Source organism: Streptomyces endophytica, assembly GCF_026153355.1.
GTDB lineage: Bacteria > Actinomycetota > Actinomycetes > Streptomycetales > Streptomycetaceae > Streptomyces > Streptomyces endophytica.
Window position 1 is genome coordinate 5,069,013 of the sequence record NZ_CP110636.1, and the last position, 21,375, is coordinate 5,090,387.

General features: G+C 72.0%; 12 protein-coding genes and 3 pseudogenes. 7 read left to right on the forward strand and 8 right to left on the reverse strand.

Going from position 1 to position 21,375, the window contains the following annotated elements:
• Positions 1-385 precede the first annotated feature (385 nt).
• Complete coding sequence (locus OJ254_RS22685) at positions 386-1,051, reverse strand: FMN-binding negative transcriptional regulator (RefSeq protein ID WP_265363809.1); 666 nt, start codon at positions 1,049-1,051, stop codon at positions 386-388.
• 9 nt (positions 1,052-1,060) lie between these two features.
• The gene (locus tag OJ254_RS22690) at positions 1,061-1,726 is read right to left on the reverse strand and encodes a pyridoxamine 5'-phosphate oxidase family protein (RefSeq protein ID WP_030416378.1); all 666 of its coding nucleotides are present in this window, start codon (positions 1,724-1,726) and stop codon (positions 1,061-1,063) included.
• Between the two features lie 35 nt (positions 1,727-1,761).
• On the opposite strand from OJ254_RS22690, the pseudogene OJ254_RS22695 reads away from it, so the two are divergent.
• Positions 1,762-3,092 (forward strand): annotated as a pseudogene (locus OJ254_RS22695) (aminotransferase class I/II-fold pyridoxal phosphate-dependent enzyme).
• 138 nt (positions 3,093-3,230) lie between these two features.
• Here OJ254_RS22695 and OJ254_RS22700 read toward each other — a convergent pair.
• From OJ254_RS22700 to OJ254_RS22710, 3 genes are all read right to left on the reverse strand, one after another.
• Positions 3,231-3,410, reverse strand: coding sequence for a hypothetical protein (locus OJ254_RS22700; protein WP_265363810.1), 180 nt, complete (start codon positions 3,408-3,410; stop codon positions 3,231-3,233).
• Between the two features lie 3 nt (positions 3,411-3,413).
• Positions 3,414-3,569 (reverse strand): hypothetical protein, encoded by a 156-nt coding sequence (locus tag OJ254_RS22705; RefSeq protein ID WP_265363811.1) that lies wholly within the window; start codon positions 3,567-3,569, stop codon positions 3,414-3,416.
• A gap of 125 nt (positions 3,570-3,694) precedes the next feature.
• On the reverse strand, positions 3,695-4,702 hold the full coding sequence (locus tag OJ254_RS22710) for a DMT family transporter (RefSeq protein ID WP_265363812.1): 1,008 nt from the start codon (positions 4,700-4,702) through the stop codon (positions 3,695-3,697).
• A 74-nt stretch (positions 4,703-4,776) separates the two neighbouring features.
• Between OJ254_RS22710 and OJ254_RS22715 the strand changes: the two genes are divergently transcribed.
• The gene (locus OJ254_RS22715) at positions 4,777-5,685 is read left to right on the forward strand and encodes a LysR family transcriptional regulator (RefSeq protein ID WP_265363813.1); all 909 of its coding nucleotides are present in this window, start codon (positions 4,777-4,779) and stop codon (positions 5,683-5,685) included.
• An 18-nt stretch (positions 5,686-5,703) separates the two neighbouring features.
• Here the strand turns inward: OJ254_RS22715 and OJ254_RS22720 are convergent, their stop codons facing one another.
• The 3 genes from OJ254_RS22720 to OJ254_RS22730 form a co-directional block, all read right to left on the reverse strand.
• Positions 5,704-7,182 (reverse strand): carboxyl transferase domain-containing protein, encoded by a 1,479-nt coding sequence (locus tag OJ254_RS22720; protein ID WP_423835936.1) that lies wholly within the window; start codon positions 7,180-7,182, stop codon positions 5,704-5,706.
• Entirely contained in the window at positions 7,175-8,632 is a 1,458-nt protein-coding gene (locus OJ254_RS22725) for an acyl-CoA synthetase (RefSeq protein ID WP_265363814.1), read from the reverse strand. Before OJ254_RS22725 ends, OJ254_RS22720 begins: the two co-directional genes overlap by 8 nt.
• A gap of 179 nt (positions 8,633-8,811) precedes the next feature.
• Positions 8,812-9,276 carry a pyridoxamine 5'-phosphate oxidase family protein gene (locus OJ254_RS22730; RefSeq protein WP_265363815.1) on the reverse strand — a complete coding sequence of 155 codons (465 nt, stop codon included), beginning with the start codon at positions 9,274-9,276 and terminating at the stop codon, positions 8,812-8,814.
• A 354-nt stretch (positions 9,277-9,630) separates the two neighbouring features.
• Here OJ254_RS22730 and OJ254_RS22735 point away from each other — a divergent pair, with 354 nt between their 5' ends.
• The 5 genes and pseudogenes from OJ254_RS22735 to OJ254_RS22760 form a co-directional block, all read left to right on the forward strand.
• Entirely contained in the window at positions 9,631-10,278 is a 648-nt protein-coding gene (locus tag OJ254_RS22735) for a cysteine hydrolase family protein (RefSeq protein ID WP_265363816.1), read from the forward strand.
• Positions 10,279-11,453: 1,175 nt separating this feature from the next.
• On the forward strand, positions 11,454-12,059 hold the full coding sequence (locus OJ254_RS22740) for a hypothetical protein (RefSeq protein ID WP_265363817.1): 606 nt from the start codon (positions 11,454-11,456) through the stop codon (positions 12,057-12,059).
• Positions 12,060-12,142: 83 nt separating this feature from the next.
• Positions 12,143-18,723, forward strand: a pseudogene (locus tag OJ254_RS22745) (amino acid adenylation domain-containing protein).
• Positions 18,720-19,319: a hypothetical protein gene (locus OJ254_RS22755; RefSeq protein WP_265365398.1), complete on the forward strand. Its 600-nt coding sequence runs from the start codon at positions 18,720-18,722 to the stop codon at positions 19,317-19,319. Before OJ254_RS22745 ends, OJ254_RS22755 begins: the two are co-directional and overlap by 4 nt.
• Positions 19,262-21,318, forward strand: a pseudogene (locus OJ254_RS22760) (non-ribosomal peptide synthetase); the annotation flags it as partial. The gene OJ254_RS22755 and the pseudogene OJ254_RS22760, both read left to right, overlap by 58 nt.
• Positions 21,319-21,375: the final 57 nt, after the last annotated feature.

Sequence of the window (21,375 nt, forward strand, 5' to 3'; positions counted from 1 at the left end):
TCGCGCTGCGTACGTTGCTGCGCCGCCGCGTCCTGGGGACGCTCGTGAACGGGCATGGCCCTGGCCGTCATCAGAGCGAGGGCCGGGCTGGAGGTGGCTTCTCCTCGGCGGAGAGGGCGACGCGACCGTCCCTCCTGCCGGTCTCGCCTACGCCCTGCCACTGGCAGCCGGCTGCGCCGCGATGAGGTTGGTCAATCCGGTGGCTGGACGGGGTTGGGGCAGCGATCCGTACGTCGTGACGGCCGCGCCGGCCATGGCGACGGGGGCCCGCTGAGGGGACGGTGCCGGGCTGGTGCGACGGCGCCTTGGGCGCGTCGAGGAGTCGAGGCGGAGCCCGGCCGGTGGCTTCGGCCGGGCTCCCCCCCAGGTCTGCAGGACATCCGGGTCAGGGGGCGGGTGTCCTCGGGACCGCACCGGCCGCCGCCGCCAGGCGGCGCTGCTGGTGGGCGCGGGCGGCTGCGTCGCCGGGGCCGTTCCGCTCGGCGAGGCGGCCGGAGATCCGGTGCTGGACCGTCTCGCTCCGCTTGCCCCCGTATTTGAACTTGGCGCGGATGTCGTGCACTTCGAGGCGCAGGCCGCGGATGCCGGAGAGCAACCGCCCGTACGGTGCCTCACCGGCGGTGACCGGGGCCGAGCCGCCCTCCGGCTGGAAGTGGCCCATCTGCCGTTGCAGCAGCGCCGCCTTCTCCTCCGGATCGTCCACGACATGGGCCGTGCAGCTCAGCTGGACCGCGGCGTAGAAGCTCGTCGGGACGCCGTGCTCGGACGGCTTGCCCTCCTCGGCCTGCCAGGGGCCGGGGATGAAGGTGTAGTCGTCCACCACGCTCAGCAGCACCTGCGGACGGACCGCCAGCGCCTCCCAGAGGGGATGCGGTCGGGCCAGATGCGTCACCGCCTCGCCGCGGTCCGGGTCGTAGGCGAAGTGCAGGGGCTGTACCAGTGGCGGTTCACCGGGCCGCCCGTTGGCCGCCAGCTGGCCGAAGTCGTGTGCGGCGAGCCAGCGTTGCCATTCGGCGTCGTCGGTGGGGGCGTCCCAGGGGTGTATCAGCACGGGTGCTCCTCAACGGGCGGTGAGGTAGGCCGGCTCCGCGATGCCGGGCGCGAGGTCGTCGGACGGTATGGGGGCGCCGTACACCGGAGCCACGGGAAGGACACCGCTCCAATACGGCAGTGCGAGGTCCTCCGGCTCGTCGTTGGGGCCGCCGGTACGGATCTTGGCGGAGACGTCGCGCAGGTCCAGGCGGATCACGGCGGTGGCGGCCAGCTCCTTGGCGTTACCAGGGCGGGAGTCCGCGGCCCGGCCGGGCAGGACGTGGTCGACCAGCGCGTCCAGCGCGGCCGTCTTCTCCTCCGCGTCCGTCACCTGGTACGCGGTGCCGTGCACCACCACCGAGCGGTAGTTGATGGAGTGGTGGAAGGCGGACCTGGCCAGCACCAGGCCGTCGACATGGGTGACGGTGACGCAGACCTCAAGCCCCGGGTCCGTGGTCCCGCCGGCCATCCGCAGCGGCCGGGAGCCGGTCGAACCGTGCAGGTAGAGGCGGTCGCCGACCCGGCCGTAGAGCGTCGGCAGGACGACCGGGGAACCGTCGCGGACGAAGCCCAGGTGGCAGACGTAGCCCTCGTCGAGGATGGCGTGCACCGTCTCGTGGTCGTAGGCGGCGCGCTCGCGGGCGCGGGTCGGGGTCGTGAGGTCGCTCGGCGCGTACGACTCGGCAGAGGCCATTGCCAGCTCCATTGCACTAGTGCATAATCAAGTTTGTGCTAGGAGAGTATCGGATCGAAGGGCGGCGCGCATCGGACATTGCCGCCAGCGTCGAGCGAGCCATCGGTGCGGGCGAGCTCCAACCGGGCGAAGTCCTGCCCCCGCTGCGGGAGTTGGCCGTCTATCTGGAGGTCAATCCGAATACGGTCGCGGCCGCGTACCGCACGCTCCGCGACCGGGGAGTGATCGAAACCGCGGGCCGCCGCGGCAGCCGGGTGCGTCCGCGCCCCGCGAGTACGCCCCGCGAGGCGCTGCGGGTGGAGGTGCCCCGGGGGTCCGCGACGCCTCCGACGGCAACCCCGACCCGTCCTTGCTGCCCCCGCTCGAACGGGCGCTGGCCGCCGCCGCGGCGCGCAGTTCCCGGCGACCGGTGCTCTACGGCACCCCGGCCATCGACGAGGAGCTGGTCGCGCTGGCCCGCTCGGCCTTCGCCGACGACGGCGTGACGGAGGGCCCGATCGCCGTCACCAGTGGGTCACTCGACGCCATCGAGCGGGTGCTCGCCGCCCATCTGCGGCCCGGTGACAGCGTGGCCGTGGAAGATCCCGGGTGGGGGAGTCTGCTGGATCTCGTGCCGGCGCTCGGACTGCGTCCCGCGCCGGTCGGCGTGGACGACGAAGGGCCGCTCCCCGCCCGGCTGGCGCGGGCACTGGAGGACGGCGCCCGTGCGGTCGTCATCACGGACCGGGCGCAGAACCCGACCGGCGCCGCCGTGACGGCCGCCCGCGCCGCCGAGCTCCGCGCGCTCCTCGCCGACCACCCCGGCGTCCTCCTCATCGAGGACGACCACGGCCACGGCATCGTCGATCTCCCGCTCCATCCGCTCTCCGGTGTCACCGACCACTGGGCGCTGGTCCGCTCGACGGCCAAGGCCTACGGCCCCGACCTGCGCCTGGCGGTGCTCACCGGCGACGCGGTGACCGTCGACCGGGTGCGCGGACGGCAGCGGCTGGGCCCCGGCTGGGTCAGCCATCTGCTCCAGGACGCGGTCGTGCAGTTGTGGCAGACGTCCGCGGTCGATCCGGCGGCCGTGGCCGGCGCGTACGGCCGGCGCCGGGATCCGCTGATACGGGCACTGGCCGAGCGCGGGGTGCCGGCGCGGGGGCGCAGCGGGATGAACGTCTGGGTGCCGGTTCCGGACGAGACCGGTGCGGTGGCCCGGCTGCTGCATTCCGGCTGGGCGGTCGCCCCCGGTGCGCGCTTCCGGCTGCTCTCCCCACCGGGAATCCGCATCACCGTCTCCCGGCTGTCCCACGACGACATCGAACCGGTCGCCGACGCCGTCGCCGCGGCCACGGGGGCGGGTGAGCTGCGACGATACGAATAGGGAAGGTGGTCCGGGGAGAGGCCGCTCGGCCGGGGCCGATGGGCTGCAACTCGGCCGTAGCGCAGGGGGCTTGGCAGGACCGCCCGGGTTCTTTGCCCGGGCGACCGACTGCGATGCGGGTCAGGCCCGCCGCCAGCATCAGCAGGTGACCTGCTTGATGTAGTAGTGCTGGCCGTTGTGGACCTGCACCCACTTGCCGTGGCCGCCACCGTGCTCGGTCTCCCGTGGAGCAGCCGTGGTCGCCGCCGTCCACAGCCGTAGCAGCTCGTTGAGCTTGTGCGGGGTGGTGCCGCAGTGGTGCGCGATGGCGGCGATCACCGTTTAGTCGCGCGGCACGCTTTCGCCCGTGCAGGAGCGGTGCCGGCTCGACCGCGTCGTGTACGTCGAACGGGCCGGCGCCGCATAGCTGACGCCGGCCCGGTTCTTCAGCTCGCTGAGCAGGCCGGCCAGGCCGGACGTCCCGCTCGTCCCGTCCACGACGCCCCCGTTCGCGCTCCCGCCCAGGGCGTGTCCCTCACCCGTGCGCTTGGCGCGGCGCGCGAACTGCCGCAGAAGGTCGGCCCGTTGATGCTCCGGAGAGGGACGACGGGCCGGCCGGGGTGTCAGTCGGTGACGGTGGAGCGCCGGGCCGCCGAGGCCCGCGGCTTGCTCTGGGTGAGGGCCGCGCCGGCCAGCACGATCAGTGCGCCGACCGGGGTGTTCCAGCTGAGCCGCTCGTTCAGGAGGGCGACGCCGGCGGCGGTGGCGATCACGGGGACGAAGTAGGTGACCATCTGCGCCGTGGTGGGGCCGATCTCGGCGACCAGGCCGTACTGGAGGAGGAAGGCGAAGCCGGTGCCCAGCGCGCCGAGTGCGAAGACCGAGAGCAGCGGGAGGATCGGGTAACTGGCGGGAGCGGCGGTGAACAGCGGTGTGACGACGGCGAGTTGGGCGGTGGCGAGGAGCAGCTGGGTGCTGGACATCGACAGGTGGGAGTGCGCGGAGCCGGCCAGGGTGCGGCGGACGTAGATCCAGCCGATGGGGTAGCTGAGCGAGGCGCCGAGCGCCATCGCGGTGCCGGTCAGATCCGTACCGGTGAAGCCCTGCCAGGCGCCGAGCACGGTCAGCACGCCCAGGAAGCCGATGCCGAGACCGGCGACCCGCCGCCGGGTCGGGCGGTCCTCGGAGAGCGCCACGACCGACAGCGCCATGCCCCACAGCGGCGAGGCGGCGTTGCAGATGCCGGCCAGGGTGGAGGGGATGGTCAGCTCGGAGTAGGCGAAGAGGGAGAACGGCAGCGCGTTGAGGAAGAACGCGGCGACGGCGAGGTGCCCCCAGGTGCGGGCGGAGCGGGGCAGTCGCTCGCGCTTGATCACGAGGATGGCCAGCAGCACCAGCGCGCCGAACGTCACCCGGCCGAGCGTGACCTGCAGGGGCGCGAAGCCCTGTGTGCCCACCTTGATGAAGAGGAAGCTGAAGCCCCAGATGAGGACGAGGATCGCGAACCGGACCTGCCAGCCGCGGGCGCGCGGCCGGGTCACGGCGGCGGGCCGCTGGGGCGTGGGAGAGGTGGTTGCCGTGGCCGCGACGGGGCTGCCGGAGGCGACGGGAGTGCTGGTGGCGCTGGTCATGACACCCAAGATGGCGGATGCAATTTAGTAGCACAAGCGAGTTTTCGTGGTAGGTATCGCGTAGCATTGCTTATATGTTGAACCTTGATCGCCTACGGACGCTGAGCGCGGTCGCCCGCCACGGATCGGTCAGCGCGGCCGCCGACGGGCTGCATGTGACCACCTCGGCCGTCTCCCAGCAGATCGCCAAGCTGGAACGGGAGACCGGGCAGCAGCTGCTGGCGAAGAACGGGCGCGGGGTGCGGCTGACCGACGCCGGACGGCTGCTCGCCGACCACGCGGTGCGCATCCTCTCCCAGGTCGAACTCGCCCAGGCCGAGCTGGAGGCGCACCGCGGCCAGGCGGTCGGCGAGCTGCGGATGGGCGCCTTCCCCACTGCGGCACGCGGCCTCTTCCCCGCCGCGCTCGCCGGGCTGCGCGCCGCGCATCCTCAACTGCGCGCCCATCTGACCGAGATGGAGCCGGACGAGTCGGTGCGCGGGGTGGTGCGCGGCGACATCGATCTGGCCGTCGTCCTGGACTGGTACAACCGCCCGCTGTCCCTCCCCGACGGGCTGGCGAAATCGCCGCTGCTGGACGACCCGGCCGATGTGGCGATGCCGGCCACGCATCCGCTGGCCCGGCGGAGCTCGGTGGAGCTGGAGGAGTTCGCGGAGGACGAGTGGATCTCCTGGCCGCAGGGGGAGTTCTGCAACGAATGGCTGATGTTCACGCTGCGCAGCAAGGGCATCGAACCGCGCATCGCCCATATGGCGGAGGAGCACGGCACCCAGCTCGCCCTGATCGCGGCCGGGCTCGGCGTCGCGGTGGCGCCCCGCCTGGGCCGCGGTCCGGTGCCCGAGGGGGTGAGCGTGGTGCCCGTACGCCACACGATGCGCCGGCATGTGTACGCCATCTGGCGCGCGGACGCGGACCGCAGGCCCTCGATCCGGGCCGCGGTGGACGCGCTGCGGACGGCCGCGGAGCAGGTCGAGGCCGACTGAACGTGGGCGTCGGCGGCCTCAGTCGCCGCGGTCCGTCGCGCCGTCTCCGGTCGTCGGCACGATGCCGCGGATGACGCCCAGGTCCAGCAAGTCCTGGGGGCGGATGTGGAGTTGTTCGGCGGTGTCGTGCACCTGCCCCTCGTCGCGTTTGAGGATGGCGGCGGCCAGTTCCGGGGCGATCACCGAGAAGTAGCTGTCCGGCGTGGCCCAGAGCCGGCCCGGGGCGGCGAGGGCCAGCGCCCCGCCCGAACCGCCCTCGCCGATCAGCAGGGACGTCACCGGCACCCCGGCGGTGGCCAGCGCCGCGAAGGCGTCGGCGATCGCCGCTCCGGCACCGGCCCGCTCGGCGGCCGCGTCGTTGGCGGCGCCGGGGGTGTCCACCAGCGTGAGCACGGGTATGCCGAGCCGGTCGGCGAGCCGGACCAGCCGGGCCGCGGTGCGGAAGCCGGCCGGGCGGGTGGCCGTGCCGCACTGGGCCACGAAGGCGATCGTCCCGCCCTCGCGACGGCCGAAACCGCAGCGTATTCCGGGGTCGGTGCCGCCGCAGCGGTCGCCGCTGATCTCCTCCCGCTCGTCGAAATACGCCCGCAGATACGCCTCGGCGCGCGGCCGTCCGGCCGCTCGGGCCCGCACCACCGCATCCCAGCCGGTCTCCGGCAGCCCCGGGACGCCGAGCGCGGCCGGCGGGGGCGCGGGCGTGGCATCGGCGCCGGCCGGGCGGCCGGTGGGAGCGAGCAGCCGCAGCCACCGCTGGAGGGTGCCCCGCAACCGGTCGGGCGGGACGACCGCGTCGACCTGGCCGGCGGCGAACTGCCCCTCGGCGGAGTATGCGTACGGGTCGGCGTCCCGGGGGCGCACCCGCGAGCCGGCGAAACCGATCTGCGCCCCGGGCAGCGCGAGGATCACATCGGCGCCCGCCCCGAGCGTGGCCCAGCCGCCGCCGGTGGTCGGATCGCGGACCACGGCGAGCTGCGCCAGTCCGGCGGCGCGGTTCAGCGCCGACTGCCGGGCCACCCGCTGCAGTTGGCTCAGGGCGCGCATGCCCTCCTGCATCCGGCTTCCGCCGGTCGCGATCAGCGAGACGACCGGCAGCCGCCGCTCCCGGGCCGCGGCATAGGCCGCCTCCAGCCGGTCGCCGGTGCGCTCGCCCAGCGAGCCGCCGAGATAGCGGAACTCGAAGGAGATCACGACCGCTTCGGCCCCACCGAGGTCGGCCACGGCCGTGACCACCGACTCGTCCTCGCCGGTCGCCGTGCGGGCGCGGGCCCGGGCGGCGTCATAGCCGGGCCAGCCGAGCGGCCCGTCCGGGACGGACGGCGCCGTCGCCGACGGCGCCGGCAACTCGGTGTACGAATCCGCGACCGCCGCCAGTGCCTGACGAGCCGTCAGGCGCGCACACGGCTTCGCCGAGCCACCGCCCGCACCCGCTCCTCTGGCGCCCGCACCCGCGCCGGACGTGCCGCCCCCGCTTCCACCGCCGTCCCCGCCCTCATGCATGGAGCTCTCGCTTCAGGATCTTGCCCATGTCGTTGCGCGGCAGCGCGTCCAGGAAGTGCACGGTGCGCGGCCGTTTGTGCGGGGCGAGCTGGCGGGCGACATGGTCGGCGAGCTCCTCGGCGGACGGTGGCGGGCCGGCGTCCGGGCCGCGCTCGGCCACGACCCAGGCGACGATCCGCTCGCCGAGGTCCTCGTCCGGGACGCCGGTGACGGCCGCCTCGGCGACCCCGGGGTGCGCCAGCAGTGCGTTCTCGATCTCGCCCGCGCCGATTTTGTAACCGCCGCTCTTGATCAGATCGGTGGCCCGGCGGCCGACGATGCGGTAGTTGCCGGCGGCGTCCCGGACCGCCATGTCGCCGGTACGGAACCAGCCGCCGTCGAAGGCGGCCGCGGTGGCGTCGGGGCGGTTGAGGTACTCGACGAAGAGGTTCGGGCCGCGGACCTGGATCTCCCCGACCGTCTCGCCGTCCCCGCCCTCGATGGCCTGGCCGGCGTCGTCGACCAGCCGGACGTACACCCCCGGCAGCGGCACCCCGACCGTGCCGGTGGCCTCCGGGCCGTCCGCGCGCACGCTGGTGTTCATCAGGGTTTCGGTCATGCCGTACCGCTCGATCACCCGCCGCCCGGAGGCCGCCGCGATCCGCTCGTGATCGGTCAGCGGCAGCGCCGCCGAACCGGAGACCAGCAGCCGGGCCCGCGACAGCGCCTTCGCCAGGGCCGGATCGCGGCCCGCCGCCACGGCCAGGCGGTGGTACATCGTCGGGACGCCGAAGAGCATCGTGCCCTCACCGGACAGCTCCCGGGTGACCGCGTCCGTATCGAAGCGCCCCAGGTGGTGGACGCTGCCGCCGCGGCGCAGCGGTCCGAGGACGCCGAGGATCAGGCCGTGCACGTGGAACAGCGGCAGGGCGTGCACCAGGACGTCGTCGGCGGTCCACTGCCAGGCGTCCTGGAGGGCGTCGAGGGTGTGGGCGATGGCGCGGCGGGGGAGGACCACGCCCTTGGGCGGGCCGGTCGTCCCGGAGGTGTAGACGATCAGCGCCGGGGTCTCGGCGGCCGGTTCCACCGGCAGCGCGGGCCCGGGCTCCTCGGGTGCCTCGGTGGTGTCGACGTCGATACGGGGCAGCGCGGCGAGCGGGCCCGGCAGCTCGTCGTCCGCCCCGGCCAGCACCAGCGAGGGGGCGCTGTCGCCGACGATGTGCGCCAGCTCGCTCTCACCGATCTTCGGATTCACCGGTACGGCCGCCACACCGGCGAGCAGCGCGGCCACCACCCCCACGGAGGTGTCGAGCGTCGGCGTCGCCCAGACCGCGATGCGGGTCTCACCGGCGATCCGCTCGGCCAGCGCGCCCGCCACCGATGCCAGCTGTCGATGGCTCAGCGTGCGGTCGCCGAAGCGCAGCGCGGGGGCGGGCGAACCCTCGCGCAGTGCGGGGAAGAGCACGTTCACCGGATCTCCTTCGTCTGGTCGGCACCCGGCCGCGCCCGGCCGGGCCGCCCCGCCTCCGCACCATGCTCGGGCGCGGAACGGGCTGACGCAGACCACTCTCGCAGACACCACTGACAACGCGATGAGATCCGGCGATCACCGCGGGTGACTCCGCCTTGCTGCCGCGCCGCGCCCGGCGCTCAGCCCGGCATCTTGCGGAAGTCCCACGACACGACGGAGTCCGGCGTCAGCCGCAGCCAGGCGTGCCGGCCGTCGTGCGGCATCGCGGTCATCCCGAAGTACTTCCGCGCGAACAGCCGCTCCGGAGCGTCCAGTTCGGCACATGCCTCACCGGTCCGCGGCGCCTCGCCGACGCACTCCGCGCGGCCCGACAGCTCCACGCCGCGCAGCTCGCCGTACTCGTGCCCGTCGTCGACCACCACCGCGATCCGCGGGTCCTTGCGGATCTGGGTCCACCGCTTGCTGCGGGTGATCGAATAGAGCCACAGTGCGGCACCGTCCCAGACGAACCACAGCGCCCCGACGTGCGGCGCCCCGTCCCCGCCCACCGTCGCGACCCGGCAGGTACGCTGCTGTGCGAGGAACCCGTCGCGTTCGCCCGTCGTCATCATGATCCGGCGCCAGCGCCGCTGTGTGTCGGTCATCCGCCATCGCCTCCGCTGCGACCGCCCCGACGGGAACCGCCCGCCCGGGACTACCTGACTGGGCGTCAGAAATCATCGGCGCTCTTCCTGGTGGATGCAATGCCCGCTACCCTCACCCGCCTCGAAGAGCCCCGGCAGGAGAGACTGCCCGCCAGGGGAGGACGCCGCCACCGACGGACCAACAGCAACGGACCAACAGCAACGGTCCCAGCAACGGACCGCCAGCAACGGACCACCAGCAACGGACCGCCAGCAACGGACCACCAGCAACGGACCACCAGCAACGGACCACCAGCAACGGACCACCAGCAACGGACCGCCAGCAACGGGCCACCGGAACCGGAAGGACCTGCCATGCCCTCGGACGCCGTACGGCTCGGCGAGCAACTCGACCCGGCCTCGACGGTGCTGCTCACCGTCGAGTGCCAGCGGGGCGTGGTCGGCCCGGAGAGCGCACTGCCCGAACTCGCCGACGTGGCCCGCACCTCAGGGGCGCTGGCGAACATCGCCCGCCTGGTGGCGGCCGCACACGAGGCGGGCGTCCAGGTGATGCACGCGGTGGCCGAGCGCCGCCCCGACGGGCGCGGCGCCAGTCGTAACGCGCGCCTGTTCAGGGCCGCGGAGAAGCTGCCCGTCCAGCAGCTCGCCGGGTCCACCGCGGTGCGTATCGCCGATCCCGTACCGGTCGGCGAGGGGGACCTGGTGGTGCGCCGGCTGCACGGCCTGTCGCCGCTCGCCGGCACCGAGGTGGACGCGCTGCTGCGCAACCTCGGCTGCCGGACGCTCGTCGTCACCGGGGTGTCGGCGAACGTAGCGATCCCCAATGCGGTGTTCGACGCGGTCAACCTCGGCTACACGGCGGTGGTGCCCGCGGACGCCATCGCCGGGGTGCCCGCCGACTACACCCCGGCGATGATCCGCAACACGCTCGCCCTGGTCGCCACCGTCACCACTACGGAGGGCGTTCTCACCAGCTGGCGGAGACCGCGCCGCGCCCGCTGACGGGCCGGACCGGTGGACGGGCCGGCCGGACAAGGGGAGTTGAGAGTCCGCCGGAGACCTCGGCGTCATTCGGGGGCAGCGCCGCATGGTGCGGTCGACTCTCCTCCCGGGCTCCCCAGGAGGTGCCCCCACTCCCCGGATCCTCCCGACGGGGCGCCCATCTTGGGGAGAAGGGCCGACTCGGCAGTCAGCTCGTCCGTGGTACAGCCTTCGGAGCGGTGCCGGTCTGCTGAAACAGACGATGTGGTGGACGGTCGGCGGGGCGTTGGTCCGCCCATGGTCCGGACGGTTCGTCAGTTATCCGATGCCGGATGGCTTTCTCCGTGCGGTTCGAGGGAGGCCGTCGCCGACCACCGGCCTTGTCACCGCAGAGGCGGGCGCTTACCGGCTGCTGCCCGTCCCCGGGGTTTCGTGCTGACCCTTCGCGGGCGCGGCAGCGTTCCCGGCCTTTCCGGTCCGGCCTGCCCTTTGGTTAATGCCCGAAGTCCCTTGCCCAATAGGCAGGGTGGATGCCCGATAGGCCGGACGGAAAACCGACCGCATAGACCAGAAATGCGGGGTGCCCGATCTCGGTCGGCGGGCCGGAACGAGGAAGGCGGAGGGGGTGGTGGAGCTCCCGTGCGTCCCAGGTGTCCCCTCATCCGGCAGGTATCCCCCTCGTCGCGGCTCTCCCGGCGCGGAAGTGATGCCGGCCTGTTGGGCGCGCGGCCGGCCTGGGTGTACGGGGAAAGGTGCACGTCAGCCGGGCGCGGGGCGGGTGTTGGGGGCTCCCGAGGGTGGGGGCGGGCCGTCGGCGGGCCGGGGCGCCCGGGGTCCGACGATAAGCCTCCCTATTGCTGTCGCTAATAACTCCTTATACCGAGGAAGTGCCTTTGTTTAACCATTAGGCAGCGCTTGACACCGCGTAGCGCCTGGTGATTGCCTAAAAGCGGACATGAAAGCGGGGGAGGACCTGCCTTGGCGCCTTTGAAGCGGGTGGGATGAACGTCTGGTCGGCCGTTCCGTGTGGTATTGAGTGCCATGCGTGAGCTCATCTGGGCCGATTGAGCATGTAGCTGTTCTACGTTTCTACGTTTCTACGTTTCCTTTCTTGATACGGGTAGAAGTGTGCGGGGGGCTCTTTGCGGACCCGTCCTGTGCGCTGCATTTGTCATGGGAGCGGGGGAGATCCGTAAATGAAGATTCTCCATGTGCTGGTCGGGTCGGAGTTAGGTGCGCTCGGGCCCGAGATCGCCGAGTACTTGGCGGATGCCGGGCACTTCGTCTATCTCCTGGCGGGCGACCCGGTCGGGTCGGAGGAGTGGCGCAAGCACTTCACGCACAATGCGAGCGTGGTCGACGAAGACGGTTTGGCCGGTCGGCAGATCGACTGTGTGGTGGGTCTCTCCGGTGCATTGCGGGGAGTCGCGGCGCCGGTTCTGGCGCCGGAAATTCAGGCCTTGGGAAAGACGCCGGCCGTCGACTGCTATCTGCGGACTCCGCGGCAGGAGGCGCTGCTGCGGAGCACCGCCGTCCTGGGCGCCCCCTCGCTCAGCGCCCTGCGCCGCGCGCTGCTGGACGTCTGCGTCGACGCAGTGATCCACCTCTCCCGGGAAGGCGCGGAGCAGCTGGAGTTCGTTCCGCGGGACCAGGAACGCCCCATGACCTGGCCGCCTACCTGGAGATGGCAGCCACGGCGGAGGAACTCGCCGCCGCGGCGCGGGCGGCGGAACGGCATCCGGAGCGCTGTGACCTTGCGGAGCTCCTGGGCGCCGAAACGGGCGACGGTCTCCCGTCCATGACGACCCTGCGGTACGAGATTCCGGAGCGGCATCGCGCGGCCTTCGACGCGACCCGTCTGGAATGGCTCGCCCTCGCTCTGCAGATGGTGCTCAATTCCCGTAAGGCCGGGCTCTATGGATATGAGCTGCATACCCCGCAGGGCCGGATACGCCGCTACCTGGAGGCGGAAAGGGCGCTGCGGGCCGACGCTCTCGGTGAGCGTATCTCCGCGGGCCGCCCGGCCGTCTGCGGCAATCCCTTCTACGATTTCGGCGCGGTTTTCGGTGACGGCTGGAATCCGCGGGTCGAGGTGTGCTGGGACGTCCCGCGAGGCGTCGAGGCGGACGATGGGGGTGCGGGCGCGCTGCTCAGCCTGCGCGCCGAAAACGGCGGTGGGGTGCTGGAGGTCGTGGCTCCGGCGGAGCTGCCGTTCCTCGCCGTGCTGCCGGAGCACTTGGACGGCTTCTTCGGCGCGGTGGACCAAGTCGCCAAGGGAGCCCTCCCCTTCGGCGCGTTGCTGGCGCTGCCCGTCGAGCTGCGTGCGCGGCTCGACGAGGAACGGGTGCGCACCGACGCCCCCTACCGCGACGACCGGCCCATCCACCGGCTGATCGAGGAGCAGGCCGCCCGCCACCCGGATGCGGCCGCGGTCGTCTGCGGCGGGACCACCCTCAGCTATCGGGAGTTCAACGCGGCGGCCAACCGGTTCGCCCGGCTGCTGCACACCCGGTACCGGGTGGCACCCGGCGATCTGATCGCGTTGTACCTGGACCGTACCGAGAACCTGCTCATCGCGGCCGTCGCGGCGCTGAAACTGGGCTGTGCCTATGTGCCGTTGGACCTGAATTCCCCGCTGCGGCGCACCGCCGGCATCCTGGCCGACAGCTCGCCCGCGCTGGTCGTCAGCGACCGGGCCCATGCCGAGCGGCTGGCGGGGAGCAGTGCGGGCGCCTCCGTGGTCGCCATGGACGCCGATGATCTCCTCGCCGTATGGGCGGCGGACCCGGACCCGTCCCTGTCGGATGAGGACCTCGACACCCCGGTCTCCGTCGACGACCTCGCCTATGTCATCTACACGTCGGGCACGACCGGCCGGCCCAAGGGCGTCGCCGTCGAGCACAAGAGCTATCTGAACATCGCGGACGACATCGGCCGGTGCATCGACTTCCGGCCGGGGGAGCGGATGCTGGCGGTGACCACCATCGCCTTCGACATCTCCACCCTGGAGATCTTCATGCCGCTGCTGCACGGCGGCACGGTGGTCCTGGCCGGCCGCGCCGACCTGCTCGACGTCGGCAAGCTGATCGACCTGATCGAACAGGGCGTGGCGGTCGTCCAGGCGACCCCGTCACTGTGGCACCTGATCACCCAGAGCCTCGACGGCAAGCGGCTGCCGGTACGTGCGCTGTGCGGCGGCGAGGCGCTGTCGCCCCAGCTCGCCGCCGTGCTGGCGGCCTCCGTCGACGTCTGCTGGAACGTCTACGGGCCCACCGAGACCACCGTCTGGTCCACCCGCCACCTGCTGACGCCCGACGCCCCCGAGCCGCTGATCGGCCGGCCGGTGGCCAACACCCGCGCTTACGTCCTCGACGAGGAACTGCAGCCGCTTCCGCCGGGCGTGGCCGGTGAGCTGTACATCGGTGGCAGCGGGCTGGCGCGCGGCTACCTCGGGGCGCCGGAACTGACCGCGAGCAGGTTCCTCACCCCGCCGCCGGCAACGTCCGGCGACGGCCCGTCCGTACCCGAGGAGCGCATCTACCGCACCGGCGACCTGGTCCGCGCGCTGCCGAGCGGCGACCTCCAGTTCATCGGCCGCAACGACTTCCAGATCAAGCTGCGCGGCCACCGGATCGAACTCGGTGAGATCGAGAGCGCGCTCCAGGCCCACCCCGCCGTCGAGCAGAGCCTGGTCACCGTCCACGAACCGGCCGCGGCCCAGGGCGACGAGGCGCGCTTCCTGGTCGGCCACTACGTCGCCGCGGAACCGGTGGCGCAGGAGGAGCTCCAGCAGCATCTGGCGGACCGCGTTCCCGACTACATGGTGCCGGCCGTGCTCATCCACCTGGAGAGCATGCCGCTGAACGTCAACGGCAAGATCGACCGCAGCCGGCTGCCGGACCCGTCCGCGTACCTCACCGGCGGCTACCTGGCACCGTCCGGTGAACTCGAGACCCGGCTGTGCGAGATCTGGGACGAGGTCCTCGGCGTCACGGCCAAGGGCGGCCGGGCCGTCGGGGTCACCGACGACTTCTTCGGCTTCGGCGGCAACAGCATCCTCGGCATCAAGCTCGTCAACAAGATCAACAGTGTGCTGGGCTGTGACATCCGCATCCGGGACCTGTTCCGGGAGAAGACGATCCGCAGCCTGGCGCCGCTGGTCGCCGGCAGCCTCGGGGACTTCGCCTACCGTGACTTCGTGCTCGACGGCACCGACGCCGCCGGGCTCCACGCACCGTTCCCGCTCACCAACGTCCAGCAGACCTACTACCTCGGCCGGTTCAACAGCTTCGAGCTGAGCAGCGTCTCGACGCACGTCTACAGCGAGTTCCGGTACCGGCATGTCGACCACGCGCGGCTGGAGGAGGCGTACCACCGCCTCATCCGGCGCCACCACGCCCTGCGCACGGTCATCACCGACGGACAGCAGCGCTTCCTCGCCGAGGACGAGGTCCCCCGCTACCGGATCGCCTACCACGAACTGCCGGACCAGGACGCCCTGGAGCGGCTGCGCGGCACCTACTCGCACAAGCTCTACGACCCCGAGGAGTACCCGCTCTTCGACGTCGTCCTCAGCCGCCTCGACGGCATCTACCGCCTGCACATCAGCTTCGACGCGCTCATCATCGACATGGGCAGCTTCGACATCCTCTTCGACGAGTGGGCCCAGCTCTACGCCGACCCGCAGCGCTGTCTGCCCGACCTCGGCATCAGCTACCGGGACTACGTGCTGCAGTACGAGCGGGTCCGCGACAGTCCGCTGATGCGCGAGTCCCAGGAGTACTGGGAGGCCAAGGCGGACGACTACCACCTCGACCTCAGGCTGCCGCTGCGGGCCCGCCCCTCGGACATCGGCAGCCCCGTTTTCCGGCGGAAGAGCAAGGTGATCCCCGCCGAGGTGTGGGACGCGCTGTCGGCGAAATGCGTCCGGCACGGCATCAGCCCGACGGCCCTCGTCGTGGAGCTCTTCAGCCGGGTCCTCGGGCAGTGGAGCGGCCAGGACCGGCTGTGCATGAACCTCACGCTCTTCAACCGGCTGCCGCTGCACCCCGACATCAACGGCGTCATCGGCGACTTCACCGTCCTCGAACTCTTCGACTACCGGATCGACCGCGAGCTGGGCATCGCCGACAAGCTCCGCCGGACGCACGGCGAACTGCTCCAGGACGTCGACCACAACCTCTTCGACGGCGTCGACTTCCAGCGGCTGCTGAAGACCCGCCATGCCATACCCGTCAGCAAGATCGTCGCGCCGGTCGTGCTGACCAGCACCCTGGGCGCCAAGGGCAACGCGAGCATGTTCGAACTGCCCCTGGACGACGGCTACCTGGGCATCGACCACGCGATCTCACAGACCCCGCAGGTGTGGCTCGACAACAAGGCGTACGAGACCGACGAGGGTTTCGTCGCCGAGTGGGACTACGTCGAGCAGCTCTTCGACCCCGCGGTCATCGACGCCATGCACGAGGGCTACTGCCGGCTCATCGAACAACTCGCCGCACTGGACTGGGAGACGGGCCGCTTCCCGTCGCTGCCGGTGCCGGCCGAGGACCTGGCGCTGATCGAGGCGGCCAACGCCGCCCACCAACCGGCCAGCGAGCACACCCTGTTCAGCCTCTACGAGAGCCGGCTGGACGAGGCCGGGCGCCGACAGAGCACCGCCGTCGTCGACGCGGCCACCGGACGGACGTACACCTACGACCGGCTGCACGACGACTCCACCCGGCTCGCCGGGGCGCTGCCGGCCCCCGGCACACCGCCCGGCCGGGCCGACACCCTCGGTGTCCTCGCCGAGAAGGGCTACCTCCAGGTCGTCACCACGCTCGCGGTGATGAAGGCGGGCTCGGCGTACGTGCCGATGAACGTGGAGTGGCCCGGCGCCCGGATCGGTGAGGTCCTCGAATCGGCCGGTACCCGGACGCTGCTGGTCTCGCGAGGGCAGTGGGAGCGCGCGGATGTGCGCGCCCTGGAATCGGTGTGCCGTCTGCTGGTGATCGAGGACCTGCTGGAGCGGGAGCCGGTCGCTGGGCCGGCGCTGCCCGTGGTGGCCGCGGACGACGTGGCGTACGTGATCTTCACCTCGGGGTCGACCGGCCGCCCCAAGGGCGTGACGATCAGCCACCGCGGCGCCGTCAACACGCTGCTCGCGGTGAACGAGCGGTTCGGCGTGTCGGCGTCGGACCGGGTGCTGGCCCTCTCGGAGCTCAGCTTCGACCTGTCGGTGTGGGACCTGTTCGGCACTCTGGCCGCCGGCGGGACCGTCGTCTTCCCGGCACAGGCCGAGACCAAGAACCCGGCGCACTGGGTCGAACTGGTCGAGCAGCACGGGTCTCGGTCTGGAACAGCGTGCCGCAGCTCGCCGGACTCCTCGTCGACCAGGGCGGACGCCTCGACTCCCTGCGGGCCTTCCTGCTCAGCGGTGACTGGATCCCCACCGGTCTGCCGGACCGCATCCGGGCCGTGGCGCCGGACGCGGTGGTGATGAGCCTCGGCGGCGCGACCGAGGGCAGCATCTGGTCGATCTGGTACGAGATCGGCCGGGTCGACCCGGGCTGGAGCAGCATTCCGTACGGCGTGGCGATGCCGAACCAGCGGATGTACGTGCTGGACGCCGAGGGCGAGCACTGCCCGGTCGGGGTGATCGGCGAGATCCACATCGGTGGTGCGGGCGTGGCGCTGGGCTACTGGCGCGACGAGGAGCGGACCGCCGAGCGCTATGCCGAGCATCCCCGGCTGGGCCGCCTCTACCGGACCGGCGACCTCGGACGCTGGTCGGACGCCGGCCACATCGAGTTCATCGGCCGCAACGACTTCCAGGTCAAGCTCAACGGCTACCGCGTGGAGCTGGAGGAGATCGCCGCCAAGATGACCCGGCTGCCGGGCGTCGACCGGGCGGTCGCCCGCATCCAGTCCGGCGAGGAGCACGACCGGCTGGTCGGCTACCTGGTCCCGGCCGGTGACCACCGGCCGCTGACCGGGGGCGGCGACCCGGACCTGGACAAGGAGGCGTTCCTGCTGGGTGCGCCCGGCGTGCTGGCGACCGCCGAGCCCCGGGTCCCCGCGGCCGACCGGCCCGACCCGGCGGCGTACGTCCGGGCGAAGAGCTACCGGCACTTCCTCGATGCGGCGGTCGACCCCGCACTGCCGCAGAACCGTTACGCCGAGGTCCTGGCGTCCGCCACGGCCCGCCCGCCGCGCGGCCGGGCCCGGCTCGGCCCGGGCGACTGGGCGCAGCTGCTGAGTGTGCTGACCGCGGTCGACCTTCCGGACCGGGCGCTGCCGAAGTACCGCTACCCGTCCGCGGGCAGCAGCTACGCGGTGCGCACCTTTCTGCAAGGGGCGGGGGAGGGCGAGCACCTCTACCACCACCCCCTGACCGGCGAGCTGTGCGCACACCGCCTCGACGACCTCAAGGTGCGGCCCGGGGAAGGGACGGAGGAGCTCCAACTGGTCCTCCACCGGCCGGCCATCGCCCCGCTGTACGGCGACCGGTCGGACCGGCTGGCGCGGCTGGAGGCCGGGCACATGCTGGCCCTGCTCACCGAGGCCCTGGACGCGCGCGGCATCCCGTACCGGGTGGTGCCGGAGGAGCGCCGACTGGACGACGAGCACAGCCTGCTCTGCCGCATCGTCCTGAGCGACGGTGACCACGACGGCGGAACCGGCCACGGCTTCCGTCCCCTGCCTCTCCAACTCACGTGCTTCATAAGGGAGATGGACAGCGCCGAATACGTCGAAGCGGGTGGTGAGCGCCGCTACGACCCGGACCGTCTGCCCGTCTTCGACCGGGTCAGCGACGTCTACGCCGTCCTGCGCCGCGCCCGGTGCCTGCTCACGCTGGAGAGCGGTCCGGCCGACGGTGACCTCGCCACCGATCTGTCGGCCGGGTTCCTCTTCCAGCGGCTGAGCGAACGGCTGCGGGCCGACGGCCTGGGAACCTGCCCACTGGGTCTGCGGATCACCGACGGCGGCGTCTACACCATGGCCGCGGGCGCGGTCGACGAGGCGGCGTTCACCGCACCGGACAGCCCCGCCGAGCCGCTGACGCTGACCGCGGCGGTCACCGAGGAACTCGCCCGCGCCCTCCCGGACTACATGCTGCCCAGCGGGTACGCCGTACTGGACGCACTGCCGCTCAGCGCCAACGGAAAGCTGGCCGCCGACCGGCTCCCGCCCGTCGAGTTCGCCGGCGTCCACGTCGAGCCGTCGACCGACCGGGAGCGCGCCCTGGCCGCGGTCTGGGCGGAGATCCTCGGCCGCCCCGCCGCCGCCCTCAGCGCCAACGACAGCTTCTTCTCGGTCGGGGGCAACTCGCTCGCCGCCATGAAGCTGGTGCGCCTGCTCCAGCGGGACCTGGGGATCGAGCTAAGACTCCGGGACCTCTACCAGAACGACACGATCATCAAGCTTGCGCAGCACGTCGGCGCCGCCGAGGTGGCCGCCGACCGCGAAGAAGGAGAGCTGTGAACCCCGAGCTGGAACTGCTGAACGACCTCCGGGCCGCTCGCGTTCTCGTCTGGAACAAGGGCGAGGACCGGCTCGGCTTCTCCTTCCCGCAGGACACCGGCTTCCCGCAGGAGCTCAAGGACCGGGTCAAGGAGGGCAAGCAGCGGCTGCTGCCCCTGCTCGCGCTGAACGGCATCGACTCCGAGGAACAGGCCCGGCAGACCACGCACTACAGGCTGCCGGACGACGCCCACGACAGGTCGCTGCACTCCATCCAGCAGGGCATGTACCTGCAGAGCCGCATCGACGAGCTCGGGTACACCTACACCATCCCGCTGTTCGTCGAGCTCACCGGCATCGACGCGGACGCGGCCGAACGCGCGGTGCGGGCGCTGCTCGCCACGGAGCCGGTGCTGCGGATGCGCGTCCACGAGGATCTCTCGTACGAGCTGCTGCCGGCGGACTCGTACGACATCGCCCGGACCCGGCTCGCCGCGGGGAGCTGGACGCGCTGCGGGAGGAGCGGGCCCGGACGGCCTTACCGCTGGCCGACGGGCGGCTGGTCCGGCCCGAGGTCATCGAACTCACCGACCGCCCGGCCGTCGTCGTCGGGCTGACGCATCATCACATGCTGTCCGACGCCTACTCGATGGAGCTGCTCGCCGACCGGCTCGCGGCGCTGCACGAGGCGGAGAACGGCGCATCCGCCGCCGCCCGCGAGCCGAACTACTTCGACCTCGTGGCCCAGCAGCAGACCGAGATCGCCCGGCCCCCCTACACCGCACTGCGCGAGCGGCTCGCCGGCCGGCTGGCGGCCGCCGAGAAGCTGCGCCTGAAGCGGCGCCCCGCCCGCGGGGCCGACAACCGGGCCGAGACCCTTGTCCACGAGCTGCCGCCCGAGACCTGCCGGGCACTGAAGGAGCTCGCCGGGCAGCATCGGCTGAGTCTGTACTCCCTGCTGTTCACCGGTCTGTACCACACACTGGGCAGCTTCGCCGGCGGGCAGCGGGACTTCGCCGTCGGCATCACGGTTGCCAACCGGCCGCCCGCCTTCCAGTCGGCGATCGGCCCGTTCATCAACACGCTGCCGCTGATACCGGAGTTCCGCGGCGAGGACCGCTTCCTGGACAACGCCCGCCGGGTCAACGACGACGTCGTCGAGCTCAACCAGCACCACCAGCTCAACCTGAACATGCTGACCGACGCGCTGCCGGGCGGCGTCGCCGACCTGGCCGACGCCCTGCAGGTCCTCTTCACGATGCACAACTTCACCCGGCCCGCCCGGTCCGTTGCCGCACCCGGCCACCGCGTGCTGCCCTACCGCGACCTCGCGGAGAAGTTCGGCATCTCGGTCATCGCCAAGGAGGACGGCGACCGGGTGGCCTTCACCGTCACCTACGCCGAGGCGCGCTACGAACGCGCCTACGTGGAGGGCCTCTTCGACACCTACCTCAGGGTGCTGCGGTCGGTCGCCGAAGCGGGGGCCGACGCCCCGACCGACGGCCTGGACCTGGTGGGCCCCGACGGGCTGCGGCAGCTCGACGGGTGGAACGCCACCCAGCTGGACCACGGGCCGGTACGCACCGCGGTCGAGATGTTCGAGCAGCAGGTGCGGCGCACACCCGATGCCGTCGCCGTCATCCACCGCGACCGGCGGCTGAGCTACCGGGAGCTCGACGACCGGGCCAACCGCCTGGCCCGCTGGCTGGTGGCGGAGCACCAGGTCTCGCCCGGCACCCTGGTGTGTCTGCTCCTGGACCGCAGCGAGCACATGCTGATCTCGGTCCTGGCCGTCATGAAGGCCGGCTGCGCCTACGTGCCCGTCGATCCCGACGTCCCCGACGAGCGGCTCCGCTTCCTGCTCTCCGACACCGGCAGCCCGCTGCTGCTCACCGAGGAGCGGCACCTCTCCCGGTGCACCGAGGCAGGGTTGCCGGTACCCGTGGCATCCGTCGACGGAACCGCCACCGCGGACCAGCTGGCCCGGCAGCCCGCCGACGCCCTCGCACTGCCGCTCACCGGCGCAGACCTCGCGTACGTCATCTACACCTCCGGCACCACCGGCCGCCCCAAGGGCGTGCTGTGCGAGCACGGCGGGCTGGTCAACCGCATCCGGTGGATGAACCGGGCCTTCCCGCTCGGTCCCGACGACCGGGTGCTGCAGAAGACGCCGTACGTCTTCGACGTGTCGGTGTGGGAACTGCTGTGGGCCAACTGGTTCGGAGCGGCCGTGGTCTTCGCCGACCCGGCGACCACAAGGACCCGTACGCCCTGATGGGCCTCGTCGAGCGCGAGCGGATCAGCGTGGTGCACTTCGTGCCGTCGATGTTCGGCGTCTTCCTGGAGGCCCTGGAGACCTCCGCGGGACCCGCGCCGGACGGACTCGCCGGCCTGCGCTACGTCTTCTGCAGCGGCGAGGAGCTCAAGCCCGAGCAGGTGCGCGCCGCACACCGGCTGCTGCCCGGCGCCGCCCTGCACAACCTCTACGGCCCGACCGAGGCGTCCATCGACGTCCTCCACCACCCCTGCACCGGCCCGGTGGCCGACACCGTGCCGATCGGCACGCCCATCGACAACACCCAGGTGTACGTGCTGAACCCGGCCCGCAGGCCGCTGCCCGCGCAGGCGATCGGCGAGCTGTACCTCGGCGGCGCCGGCCTCGCCCGCGGCTAT